The 11,037-nt window shown below is 66.6% G+C and carries 11 protein-coding genes; 6 read left to right on the plus strand and 5 right to left on the minus strand.

Going from position 1 to position 11,037, the window contains the following annotated elements; all coding sequences use genetic code 11:
* Nucleotides 1-139: 139 nt before the first annotated feature.
* Genes PAA8504_RS16105 through PAA8504_RS16125 form a run of 5 tightly spaced genes read left to right on the plus strand, consistent with a single transcriptional unit; the run spans nucleotide 140 to nucleotide 5,138 of the window.
* On the plus strand, nucleotides 140-589 hold the full coding sequence (locus PAA8504_RS16105) for a MaoC family dehydratase N-terminal domain-containing protein (protein WP_108895232.1): 450 nt from the start codon (nucleotides 140-142) through the stop codon (nucleotides 587-589).
* A complete protein-coding gene (locus PAA8504_RS16110) occupies nucleotides 586-1,032 on the plus strand; it encodes a MaoC family dehydratase (RefSeq protein WP_108895233.1) in 447 nt (148 codons plus the stop codon). Before PAA8504_RS16105 ends, PAA8504_RS16110 begins: the two co-directional genes overlap by 4 nt.
* A complete protein-coding gene (locus tag PAA8504_RS16115) occupies nucleotides 1,025-2,263 on the plus strand; it encodes a CaiB/BaiF CoA transferase family protein (protein ID WP_108895234.1) in 1,239 nt (412 codons plus the stop codon). Before PAA8504_RS16110 ends, PAA8504_RS16115 begins: the two co-directional genes overlap by 8 nt.
* Nucleotides 2,260-3,513, plus strand: a complete 1,254-nt coding sequence (locus PAA8504_RS16120) for a CaiB/BaiF CoA transferase family protein (protein WP_245897667.1) — start codon at nucleotides 2,260-2,262, stop codon at nucleotides 3,511-3,513. The genes PAA8504_RS16115 and PAA8504_RS16120 overlap by 4 nt, the downstream gene beginning before the upstream one ends.
* Before the next feature lie 5 nt (nucleotides 3,514-3,518).
* Nucleotides 3,519-5,138 (plus strand): GMC family oxidoreductase, encoded by a 1,620-nt coding sequence (locus PAA8504_RS16125; RefSeq protein ID WP_219928939.1) that lies wholly within the window; start codon nucleotides 3,519-3,521, stop codon nucleotides 5,136-5,138.
* 3 nt (nucleotides 5,139-5,141) lie between these two features.
* On the opposite strand, the gene kynU is transcribed toward PAA8504_RS16125, so the two are convergent.
* The 4 genes from kynU to PAA8504_RS16145 form a co-directional block, all read right to left on the minus strand.
* The gene (kynU, locus tag PAA8504_RS16130) at nucleotides 5,142-6,353 is read right to left on the minus strand and encodes a kynureninase (RefSeq protein WP_108895237.1); all 1,212 of its coding nucleotides are present in this window, start codon (nucleotides 6,351-6,353) and stop codon (nucleotides 5,142-5,144) included.
* 3 nt (nucleotides 6,354-6,356) lie between these two features.
* Complete coding sequence (locus PAA8504_RS16135; RefSeq protein ID WP_108895238.1) at nucleotides 6,357-7,190, minus strand: tryptophan 2,3-dioxygenase; 834 nt, start codon at nucleotides 7,188-7,190, stop codon at nucleotides 6,357-6,359.
* Between the two features lie 87 nt (nucleotides 7,191-7,277).
* A complete protein-coding gene (locus PAA8504_RS16140) occupies nucleotides 7,278-8,396 on the minus strand; it encodes an aminotransferase class V-fold PLP-dependent enzyme (protein WP_108895239.1) in 1,119 nt (372 codons plus the stop codon).
* Nucleotides 8,393-9,478 carry a cupin domain-containing protein gene (locus PAA8504_RS16145; RefSeq protein ID WP_108895240.1) on the minus strand — a complete coding sequence of 362 codons (1,086 nt, stop codon included), beginning with the start codon at nucleotides 9,476-9,478 and terminating at the stop codon, nucleotides 8,393-8,395. The genes PAA8504_RS16140 and PAA8504_RS16145 overlap by 4 nt, the downstream gene beginning before the upstream one ends.
* Nucleotides 9,479-9,550: 72 nt before the next feature.
* On the opposite strand from PAA8504_RS16145, the gene PAA8504_RS16150 reads away from it, so the two are divergent.
* A complete protein-coding gene (locus PAA8504_RS16150) occupies nucleotides 9,551-10,282 on the plus strand; it encodes an SDR family NAD(P)-dependent oxidoreductase (protein ID WP_181375830.1) in 732 nt (243 codons plus the stop codon).
* Here the strand turns inward: PAA8504_RS16150 and PAA8504_RS16155 are convergent.
* On the minus strand, nucleotides 10,279-11,037 hold the full coding sequence (locus tag PAA8504_RS16155; RefSeq protein WP_108895242.1) for an N-acyl homoserine lactonase family protein: 759 nt from the start codon (nucleotides 11,035-11,037) through the stop codon (nucleotides 10,279-10,281). The genes PAA8504_RS16150 and PAA8504_RS16155 overlap by 4 nt on opposite strands.

Consider the following 11,037-nt stretch of genomic DNA (forward strand, 5'->3'; position numbering starts at 1 on the left):
CATACGGTCGGATCGTATCGTCTGACGAAAAGATGCTCCTTGGACATTTCTATGTCCACCCTATCCCGCCTTTCCTAACCTGACCCCGAACCCGTTGGCGTTGTCCGCCCGCCGGGTGAGCAATGGGGGGAGACCGGGAATGGCCACGGGCCGATATGTCAGCGATCTTGCGACGGGTGATCGGCTGGGACCGATCCGCTACAGCGTCAGTGCGTTCACGGTTCGCGAATACTGCCACTCGGTCGAGCTGAACCACGAGGCGTTTCTGGGGATCGACACGCCCGTCGCGCCGCCCACGCTGATCCACCTGGACAAGCTGAAGCTGTACGAGGCCGCCTGCCCCGAAGGCACCGGCCCGGACGCCCGCCTGCATATCGAGTTCGACGCCACCTGGCACGCACCCGTCCCCGTCGGCACCGAAGTCGAGGTCGTGGGCGAGACGACCGAACGGTTCGAGAAACGCGGACGCACATATGTCGTCACCGAAATCAACATGACCGAGGCCGGAACGGGCCGCGCGCTGGTCGACTACCGCGACACGGTGATCCTGGCCTTCCGCTCGGACGCCAAGGGGGAGGCCGCCGAATGACCCGACTTGCGCCGGACTCCGAAATCGTCGCCCCGCCGCGCGCCATGACCCGCGAACGGATGCGGTGGTATGTCGACGCGCAGGCCACGGCGGTCGCCAATGACGGCCGCCCCCGCCATGGCGGTCCCACCATCCATGACGACGACGACTATGCCCTTGCGCAGGGACTTCCGGGGATCATCGCCGATGGCATGGTCTCTACCAACTGGATCCTTGCGCTGATGATCGACACCTTCGGCGCCGAGGCCGCGCAAAGCGGGCGGTTGCGGACCAAATATGTCCGCCCCGTCTACGAGGACGACGTGCTGCGCAGCCGGCTCAGGATCACCGAACGGGTCGCGACCGAGGACGGCGACCGGATCCGGATGGACGTGTTCTGCGAAATGCAGGACGGCACCCCCGTCACGGTCGGCGAGGCGGAAGTCCTGGTGCGCGATGCTTGAGGCCGGACGCTATTCGCTGCTGGAGGGGATCCGCGTGCTCGACTTCTCGCGCGTGTTCGCGGTGCCCGCCTGCGGCCAGTTCCTGGGCGATCTGGGCGCCGAGGTCATAAAGGTCGAGGCGCCGGGCAACGGCGACGAGGCGCGGTATTACGGCATGACCGATGCCGAGCTTGAGGCCGTCGGCGGCGTCAGCCCGTCGTTCCACGCCTTCAACCGCAACAAACGCTCGATCACGCTGGACTTGCGCACCGAGGCGGGGCGCGAAACCGCGCATCGCCTGATCCGCGGGTCGGACGTTTTGCTGCACAACTTCCGCGTCGGCACGATGGAGAAGTTCGGCCTGGGCGCCGAAGCCATCCTGGCCGCCCATCCGCGCCTGGTCTACGGCGCGTTCTCGGCCTATGGCAGCCGCGGCGCCAAGGCCCGGATCGGCGCGAACGACCTGGCCCTGCAAGCTCATAGCGGCCTTCTGCACATCACCGGAGAGGCCGACCGCCCCCCCGTCCGCGTCGGCACGGCCGCCATCGACCTGCACGCCGGAATGGCGCTGGCCGCCGGGATCCTGGCGGCGCTCTTCCACCGCGAGCGCACGGGCAAGGGCCAGCTTGTAGAGACCTCGCTTCTGCAAGGTGCGGCCCATCTGATGAGCTATTTCTACGCCGAATACTGGATGACCGGCGCCGAGCGGCAGCGCATGGGCACCGCGAACCACCTGAGCGTGCCGAACCAGGTCTTCCCGACGGCGGACGGCTATGTCGTCATCATCGCCCCCTCGGACGAGATGTGGGACCGGCTGGCGCGCACCCTCGACCCCGAGACGTTGCTGCGCCCTGAATTCGAGACCATCGGCGGCCGCCACAGCCACCGCGACGCGGTGATCGACGCGATCTCGGCCGTGACGCGCACGCGCAGCTCGGACGATCTGCTGATCGCGCTGGGGGCGGCGAAGGTCAACGTGGCGAAGGTCAACACGATCGGCGAGGCGGCCGAGGATGCGCAACTGGCCGATATCGGCGGGCTGACATCCGTGCCCCATGCCGATGGCCCGAAACCGGCGGTGTCGATGCCGGTGGCGTTCGGCACGGCGGATCGCCAAAGCCACGCCCCGGTCCCCGGGCTTGGCGAGGATACCCGCACCGTCTGCACCGAGTATGGGATCGACGACGCGGAATACGACCGTCTGCACGCGGCCGGGGCCTTCGGTCCTTGCGGGACGGAAACCGAGACATGAGCGGAGGACACGACATGGCCGAACACCCCAAACAGGGGGCCCTGTCGCACCTGAAGGTCCTGGACCTGTCGCGCGTCATGGCAGGGCCCTGGGCCGGTCAGGTGCTGGCCGATCTGGGCGCAGACGTCATCAAGGTCGAACGCCCCGGCAGCGGCGACGACACCCGGGGCTGGGGACCGCCCTTCCTGGATCGCGACGACGGGGCGGCGTCGCAGGAATCGGGGTATTACCTGTGCTGCAATCGCGGCAAGCGGTCCATCACCGTCGATCTGCGCGACCCCGACGGGCAGAAGATCGTGCGCAAGCTGGCCGCAGAGTGCGATATCGTGCTGGAGAACTTCAAGACCGGCACACTGGCCCGGTACGGGCTGGACTACGACACCCTGCGCGAGGCCAATCCGCGTCTGATCTACTGCTCGATCACCGGTTACGGGCAGGACGGGCCGCGCGCGGGCGAGGTTGCCTATGACTTCCTGATACAGGCCATGGGCGGCATGATGTCGATCACCGGCGAAGAAGAGGGCAAGCCCGGGGGCGGGCCGCAGAAGATCGGCGTGCCGATGGTGGACCTGACGACGGGCCTCTATTCCGTCATCGGCATCCTCGCCGCCATCGCAAGACGGGCCGAGACCGGGCGCGGCGAGTTCGTCGACATGGCCATGCTCGACGTCCAGACCGCGCTTCTGGCCAACCAGGCGATGAACCACCTTCTCAGCGGGAACACCCCCCGCAGCTACGGCAACGGGCACCCCAACATCATGCCGCAGCAGGTCTTCGCCTGCCGCGACGGCTACATGGTGCTGGCGGTCGGCAATGACGGGCAGTTCGCGCGGCTGTGCGACGCGCTCGGCGACCGTGAGCTGGCCGAAGACGACGAACTGAAGCAGAACAAGGGCCGCGTAGCCCGGCGCGACTGGCTTCTGGCGCGGCTGGCCGGGCATTTCTCGGGCTATGACCGGGCCGATCTTTTGAAGAAACTGAATGCGGCGAATGTGCCCGCCGGGCCGATCAACACCATCCCCGAGGTGTTCGAAGACCCGCAGGTGAAGGCCCGCGGCCTTGTCGGCACGCTGGACCACCCGACCATGGGGACCGTCCCGCAGGTCTTCGGCCCGGTGCGCCTGACCGACGCCGCCTTCCGCCCCGACCGCCCGCCCCCGGGGCTGGGCGAACACACGCGGGACATCCTAGAAGCGTTGCGCTACGAGGCCTCCGAGATCGAGGATTTGCGGCAGCGCGGGGTTGTTTGAGCGATATGGTTGAAGCGGAGCAGTATGATTTCATCGTCGCGGGCGGCGGGTCGGCAGGGTGCGTTCTGGCCAACAGGCTGAGCGAGGATCCCAAGAACCGAGTCCTTTTGCTGGAAGCCGGAGGGCGCGACAACTGGATCTGGTTCCACATCCCGGTAGGTTACCTCTTCGCCATCGGCAATCCGCGCGCGGACTGGCGCTTCAAGACCAAGGAAAGCGCTGGGCTGAACGGACGGTCCCTGTCCTATCCCCGCGGGCGCGTGCTGGGGGGATCGTCGGCGATCAACGCCATGATCTACATGCGCGGGCAGGCCGGGGACTACGACCACTGGCGTCAGCTTGGCCTCGACGGTTGGGGCTGGGAGGACGTGAAGCCGATCTTCATGTCGCACGAGGATCACCACGCCGGCGCATCCGAACATCACGGCGCGGGCGGCGAATGGCGGGTCGAGGAAAAGCGCGTAACCTGGCCGGTCCTCGCCCGTTATCGCGAGGCGGCGGCCGAAACCGGCATCCCCTTCACCAAGGATTTCAACACCGGCGATAACGAAGGCTCGTCCTATTTCGAGGTGAACCAGAAGCGCGGCCGTCGTTGGTCCGCCGCGCGCGGTTTCCTGCGTCCGGCGCTGGACCGCAAGAACCTCGAGGTACGGACGAACTGCACCGTCGACCGTGTCATGGTCGAGAACGGCCGCGCCACATCCATCGAATGGATCGAGGGCGGCACCCGCCGCAGCGCCTCGGCCAAGGCTGACATCGTACTGACCGCCGGGTCGATCGGGTCAGTGCAGATCCTGCAACGCTCCGGCATCGGCGACCCGGAGTTCCTGCGCGGCAAGGGCGTGACCCCGGTCGTAGACCGCCCGGGCGTGGGGCAGAACCTGCAGGACCACCTGCAACTGCGCCTCGTTTACAAGGTCCACGGGATCCGCACCCTGAACGAGACCTATTACAACCTGTTCCGCCGTGCCTGGATGGGGGTCGATTACGTCCTGCGGCGGCGCGGACCGCTGACCATGGCCCCCTCGCAATTGGGCGTCTTCGCGAAATCCAGCGAGGACGTTGACCGCGCCGATCTGGAAATGCACGTCCAGCCGCTGTCGCTGGACAAGTTCGGCGATCCCTTGCACGAGTTCCCCGCGATCACCGCAAGCGTGTGCCACCTGCGCCCCGAAAGCCGTGGGACGGTGGGGATCACGGGGCCGGAGCCGGACGCCGCGCCCGAGATCGACCCCAATTACTTGTCGACCGAGGGCGACCGCGCGGTGGCCGTGCGGGCCATCCGCCTGGCCCGCCGGATCGCACAGGCCCCTGCCCTGCAACCCTATTCCCCGACCGAGCTTCTGCCTGGGCCGGATGTCAGTGACAGCGACGCGGATCTGGTGCGCGCGGCGGGCGATGTCGGCACCACGATCTTCCACCCCGTCGGCACCGCCAAAATGGGGCGCGAGAGCGATCCGATGGCGGTCACCGATCAGCGCCTGCGTGTTATCGGAGTCGACGGCCTGCGCGTGGCAGATGCGTCGGTCATGCCGAAGGTAACCAGCGGCAACACCAATTCGCCCACGATCATGATTGCCGACAAGGCCGCGCGCATGATCCTGGAGGATGCGAAGGCGCGTTGATGATCAGGTGACGCGGGCTTTGGCGCGGTACTTCTCGTCGCGCCAAAGCTCGTTCGACAGCACGTCGTCCAGCACATCGACCGCCGCCGTCACGTCGCCCGCATCCAGATAGAGCGGCGTGAACCCGAAGCGCATGATGTCGGGCGCTCGGAAATCACCGATCACGCCACGGTCGATCAGCGCCTGCATCGCGGCATAGCCCTCGGCAAAGCGGAAAGAGACCTGGCTGCCGCGCTGCGCGGGGTCACGCGGGCTGGCGAGCGTCAGTTGCGGGCAGCGCGCTTCAACCTCTTCGATGAACTGCTCCATCAGGGCGACGGCGGCGTCGCGGACCGCGTGCATCGACACGCCGTCCCAGATCTTCAGAGCCTCTTCCAGTGCGGTCATCTGGATCACCGGGGGCGTACCGACGCGCATCCGTTCGATCCCGCCTGCGGGGGCATAGTCCAGATCGAAGGCGAAGGGCGCGTTGTGGCCCATCCATCCCTGCAACGCGGGGCGCACGGTGTCCGACAGATCGGGGCGGACATAGATGAAGGCGGGCGCGCCCGGCCCGCCATTCAGGTACTTGTAGGTGCAGCCGACCGCGAATTCTGCGTTGCTGGCCGTCATGTCCACCGGGAACGCGCCCGCGCTATGGGCCAAGTCCCAGATCATCACGGCGCCCGCATCATGGGCCTTTCGCGTGATCGCGGCCATGTCGTGACGTCGCCCGGTGCGATAGTCGACCTCGGTCAGCATCGCGGCGGCGACGGTGTCGTCCATCGCGCCGGCCACCTCCTCGGGGGCGACGACGCGCAGTTCGTGCCCCTGCCCCAGCATCTCCAGCAGGCCGCGCGCCATGTAGAGGTCAGTGGGAAAGTTGCCGCTGTCGGACAGGACGACCTTGCGATCCGGACGCAATGCCAAAGCGGCCGCCAACGCCTGATAGACCTTGATCGACAGCGTGTCGCCCATCACGACCGACCCGACCGGCGCGCCGATCAGCGCGCCCACCACATCGCCGACGCGGCCCGGCTGGCCGAACCAGTCGGCCTTGTTCCAGCCACGGATCAGCAGGTCGCCCCATTCGTCGGTCAGCATCGACTGCGTGCGCGCCGCGACTGATTTCGGCAGCGGGCCCAGAGAATTACCGTCCAGATAGATCACGCCGTCGGGCAAGTGGAACAGATCCTTGCACAGGATGGGCGTGGGGGCATGACGGGTATCGGGCATAGTTCAAAGTCCTCCGCGGACGCTCCAGAGCTCAGGGAATAGTTCAACTTCCAGCATCCTGCGCAGATAGCTTACGCCGCTGGTCCCGCCGGTGCCGCGTTTGAAGCCGATCACACGCTCGACGGTGGTGACATGATTGAAGCGCCACCGCCGGAAATAGTCTTCGAGATCGACCAGCTTCTCGGCCAGTTCGTAGAGGTTCCAGAACCGGGATGTGTCGGTATAGATCTCATGCCATGCGCTCTCGATCTCGGCATCTGTTTGATGCGGCGCGCGCATCCGATAGCTTTCGGGATCGAAGCGGCGTCCGGTGGCGTCGGCCAGGCGATCTAGCGTGACATGATACAGCGACGGCCGCGCCAGTTCTTCCTCGAGCGTGGCGTGAAGATCGGGGCGATGTTCATGGACCTTCATCAGGGCCGTGTTGCGGTTGCCCAGAGCGTATTCGATCAGGCGATACTGGTGGGATTGAAAGCCCGAGGACCGCCCGAGGCTTTCGCGAAAGGTCGTGTAGTCGGACGGGGTCATCGTGCGCAGCACGTCCCACGACGCGTTCAGCTGATCGAAGATGCGTGCCACGCGCGCCAGAACCTTGAACGCGGGCTGAAGCGCCCCCGACGCGATGGCCGTGCGCGCCGCGCCGATCTCGTGCAGCGCGAGTTTCATCCAGAGCTCGCTCGTCTGATGCTGGACGATGAACAGCATCTCGTCATGGGCGTCGGACAGGGGTGCCTGGGCTGTAAGGATCCGGTCGGTATGCAGGTAGTCGCCATAGCTCATGTCCTGCGCGAAAGACATCTTTGCGCCATCGGAAGCCGGGTCGTAGGCGTCGGACATGAGGGCCCCTTTGCACCTGCAAGAGCAGTCGAACGATAGGGAGACGCGGACTATTCTTCAAGCCTGAAGATTTCAGGCTTGAAGAAATCAAGAGAGCGTTCGCCGCAAGGTCGTGCACAGCCTGTCCACCGCATCCATCGTCGTCGTGGCCCCCGGGGACAGGCGCAGGATCGACCCGCGCGCGTCCGTGAACAGTCCTTCCTCGCGGCAGGCCGAGACCACGCCGGACGGATCCGCCCCCTCGGGCAGACGCAGCATCACGCTGCCGCCACGGCTTGCGGGATCGGTCGGCGAGGCCGGTTTCAACTCCGGCAGCCCCTCCAGGATCGCCGCCCCTAGCGTCTGCGCATGATGCAAAAGCGCGGCACTGCCCCGCCCCGCCTGCCATTTCAGCCCGGGGGCCGAGGCGATCGCCGCCAGCGGCGCGGGCGTTCCGGCATCAAACCGTCGCGCGTCGGGGGCGTAGGCGAAGGCGTCGAGGTCCCACGAGAATGGGTTGGGCTGGCTGAACCAGCCTCGCAATTCGGGTCGGCATTCGTCCATAAGGTCGGGCGCGACATGCACGATCCCCGCCCCCGGCGCGCCGCCCAGCCATTTCAGCGAGGTCGACACCACGATGTCGGGCGCGTGATCGGCGACCGAGAACGGGACCACCCCGATACCTTGCGTCAGGTCCAGCGCAATCACGCTTCCGGCGGCCCGGATCCGGGGCAGCAGCCGGTCCAAGTCGGCCCGGTATCCCGCAGTCGAGGTGACCAGCGTCACCAGCGTCAGCGCCACGTCCGGGCCAAGCCGCGCGATCATGTCCTCTTCGCGCACCCATGTCTCGCCCGCGCGCAGGGGCACCGTGTCCAGCGTGAAGCCCCGCCGTTCGGCAAGACCCGCCAGCAGGAAATGCAGGCTGGGGAAGCAGTCCGCGGCCACCAGCACGCGCTTGCCCGCCAGCCGATCGGGCGGCAACCCGCCCAGCACGGAATAGAGCCCGGACGTCACCGACTCGGACGTCGTCAGCGTGCCCTCGGGCGCGTCGATCAGCGCCTCCCACAGGGCGATGAACTCGGCCCGGGCAGCCAAAGCGCGGGGCCATTGGCTGTCGTCGGGGGTGGACCACAGGGCCGCGAACTCGGCCGTCGCCGCCTGCATGTCCCGTTCCTTGCCGGGATAGAGGCCGATGGAATGGTTGAGGAAATAGCCCTCGCCGCTCATCCCTGCATCGTCTCGAACGTGCCGGGGAGGGAGACCTCCAGAAGCTCGATATCGCTCGACGGATCGGCATAGCGCGTGCGCATCCCCGGCGGGATCACGAAGGCATCGCCCGCCGCCAGCGGCACAGGATCGCGGCCTTCGCCTTCCAGCGTCATCGTGCCTTCCATCACGAAGGTGAACAGGATGTCGGCGTCATGGGCGGTCCAAACCGGATCGCCCTCGGCCCGGCGCGCGACCATGACGCCCGCAACGTTCCCGGTGTTCTCGGCAATCGTCGTATCCCGCGCGGTGAAGCCGGGCACGCGGAAAGGGCGCCAGTCGGCCTTGTCCTTCTGGTGGTGCACGAAGCGCTGGCCCTGGAACCGACGGTCAGGGTTCGCAGGCCCGTTGGGCAAGGTCATGTCATGGTCGATGGTCGTCACATGCTCGGCCGGGACGCCGATCTCGATCACCTCGATGTTTTCCGAGGCATAGAGGACGCGGTGCCGGATTTCGGGCGGCTGGATCACACAGTTCCCGGCATGCAGGCGGAAGGGTTCTCCCTGATCCTCGTAGACCAGATCGACCCAGCCGCGGTAACAGAAGATCAGCTGAAACCCGACCGTGTGGTAATGCACCATGTCCGGCACCGGCCCGCCATCGGGGATCCGGATATGGCTGGCGATGATCGACCCGCCCAGCCGGTCGGGGATCAGGTCGCGGTAATGCATCCCCGCGCGCCCCACGATCCAGGGCGCCTGATCGGCGAGTCGTCGCACGATGAAGGAGTTCAGCGCCTGCGGCACCACCAAGGGCGGCTGCATCTCGTCGATCTCGATCCGGGTGCCGTTGGGCGCGGTCAGTTCGCGCGCGCCGTTCGCGAAGCCGTCCGGGTTGTCCATCCGCAGGCGCAGGGTGCCCGGAGGTTCGGTCGCGCCCTTCTCGATCCGCAGCCGAACGCCGTGACCGGAGAACACCGCGACTGAAGGATCGTCGGCGGGATAGATCATGTCCAGCCGCATCCCCAGTGTCTTCGTATAGAACGGAATGTCGTCGCGCAGCTCATCCGTCGGCAGACGGATCTCGGCCAGGATGTCGCTCATCGGGTTGCCCTTATCGTATGCAAATGCATGGTATTCCGAAGGGTCGACGGACCGCAAGCAGGGGGATGGACTATGGACAGGATCGCGGCAGTAACGGGCGCGGCCGGGGGGCTTGGGCGGGCCATCGTGGCGCAACTGGTGGGCGACGGGCTGACCGTCGCGGCACTGGACCGGGACGAGGACGGGCTGGCCGCGCTGACCTCGGCCCATGGCGATGCGGTCCTGCCCTGCCCGGTGGACCTGATGCAGACGGACGCCATCCGCACGGCGTTCGACGGGATCGCGGAAAAGCTGGGCGGCCTCGACGCGCTGGTCAACAATGCCGGTACCTGCTTCATGTCCGAGTTTCCGGATATCCCCGAAGACGAGTTCGAGGCGCAGATGCGGCTGAATTTCGGGGCCGCGTTCCATTGCTGTCAGGCTGCCGTGCCGCGGATGCTGGACCGGCCGGGCGTGAAGAAGATCGTCAACATCTCTTCCAACGGGGCCTACAATTTCGACGTGTTCGACCCGCCCCATTACCGCGCCTCGAAAGCGGCGCTGGACACGCTGACCAAGGATCTGGCCCGCCGCTATGCCCGGCAGAAGATCGCGGTAAACTCCATCGCGCCCGCCATGACCGAGACGCCCCTGTTCGGCGTCGTCAGCAAGGAGGTGCTGGAGGCCGCGATCGCGCAGATGCCCCACGGCCGCGCCATGCAGCCGGGCGAGGTCGCGGCCTGGGTGGGGTTCCTGATCTCTCCGGCGGGGGACGTGTCCAGCGGCAACGTCATCATCCTGAACCAGGGCCGGGACGTGCGTTAAGCGTAGTGGTTGGGGGATTTCAGCAGTTCGGGCCACTGGGCGGGATCGTGGCCATAGATGACGAAGGCCCCCCGCTGGTCCGCGATCCGCATCAGCCGGTCCGCGCTGGCGATGGCTTGCGCGGGATCCCAGGCGGTGTTGAATCGCTCGTCGATCTCCGAAGGGCGAGAGATCGCGTCGGAGGCCAAAAGCACCGGCCCCATCTCCGGAAGCTCGACCAGCAGGGCGATCTGTCCCGGCGCGTGGCCGGGCGTCTGGAACAGCGTCACGCCGGGGCCGATCTGCGCATCCTCGGCAACCCTTACGTACTCCCGATCCGGCCAGTCCCAAGGTTGCCCGCCGCTCCAATACAGCGGCTTGGGCAGTGCGCGCTCGACGTCGGAGATCAGCATGGGCGCCTGCGCAAAGTCGAACAGCCCGCCCAAGTGGTCGATATGGGTGTGGGTCAGGATGAACAGATCGATCTGGTCGGGCGTAACGCCCGCCTTGGCCAGTTGCGGCACCGGCATGTTCTCGGGCCCGATCGACAGCACCTCGCCGAAACTGCCAAGCGCGTCGTCTTCGGTGGCCTTGGCCTGATCGTCGGCGTATTTGGCGGGAAAGCCGCTGTCGATCAGTACATGCTCGTTCGCATCGGTGGTCAGCAGGAAGCCGCAGATGCCGATGTCGCGCGGGCCCGCGTGGACGCGGAACAGCCCGAAATCGAGGACGGTCAGCCGCGCGGGGCGGCCTTTGAGAAGATTGAGATGTAACAT

It is taken from the genome of Palleronia abyssalis (genome assembly GCF_900302445.1).
Classification (GTDB): domain Bacteria; phylum Pseudomonadota; class Alphaproteobacteria; order Rhodobacterales; family Rhodobacteraceae; genus Palleronia; species Palleronia abyssalis.

What these genes read in the sequence shown, in the direction of transcription:
- kynU (WP_108895237.1), bottom strand. Translation starts at nt 6,353, where the DNA reads ATGCCCGATACCCGTCATGCCCCCACGCCCATCCTGTGCAAGGATCTG.
- PAA8504_RS16105 (WP_108895232.1), top strand. Translation starts at nt 140, where the DNA reads ATGGCCACGGGCCGATATGTCAGCGATCTTGCGACGGGTGATCGGCTG.
- PAA8504_RS16155 (WP_108895242.1), bottom strand. Translation starts at nt 11,037, where the DNA reads ATGTTACATCTCAATCTTCTCAAAGGCCGCCCCGCGCGGCTGACCGTC.
- PAA8504_RS16110 (WP_108895233.1), top strand. Translation starts at nt 586, where the DNA reads ATGACCCGACTTGCGCCGGACTCCGAAATCGTCGCCCCGCCGCGCGCC.
- PAA8504_RS16115 (WP_108895234.1), top strand. Translation starts at nt 1,025, where the DNA reads ATGCTTGAGGCCGGACGCTATTCGCTGCTGGAGGGGATCCGCGTGCTC.
- PAA8504_RS16120 (WP_245897667.1), top strand. Translation starts at nt 2,260, where the DNA reads ATGAGCGGAGGACACGACATGGCCGAACACCCCAAACAGGGGGCCCTG.
- PAA8504_RS16150 (WP_181375830.1), top strand. Translation starts at nt 9,551, where the DNA reads ATGGACAGGATCGCGGCAGTAACGGGCGCGGCCGGGGGGCTTGGGCGG.
- PAA8504_RS16125 (WP_219928939.1), top strand. Translation starts at nt 3,519, where the DNA reads ATGGTTGAAGCGGAGCAGTATGATTTCATCGTCGCGGGCGGCGGGTCG.
- PAA8504_RS16145 (WP_108895240.1), bottom strand. Translation starts at nt 9,478, where the DNA reads ATGAGCGACATCCTGGCCGAGATCCGTCTGCCGACGGATGAGCTGCGC.
- PAA8504_RS16135 (WP_108895238.1), bottom strand. Translation starts at nt 7,190, where the DNA reads ATGTCCGACGCCTACGACCCGGCTTCCGATGGCGCAAAGATGTCTTTC.
- PAA8504_RS16140 (WP_108895239.1), bottom strand. Translation starts at nt 8,396, where the DNA reads ATGAGCGGCGAGGGCTATTTCCTCAACCATTCCATCGGCCTCTATCCC.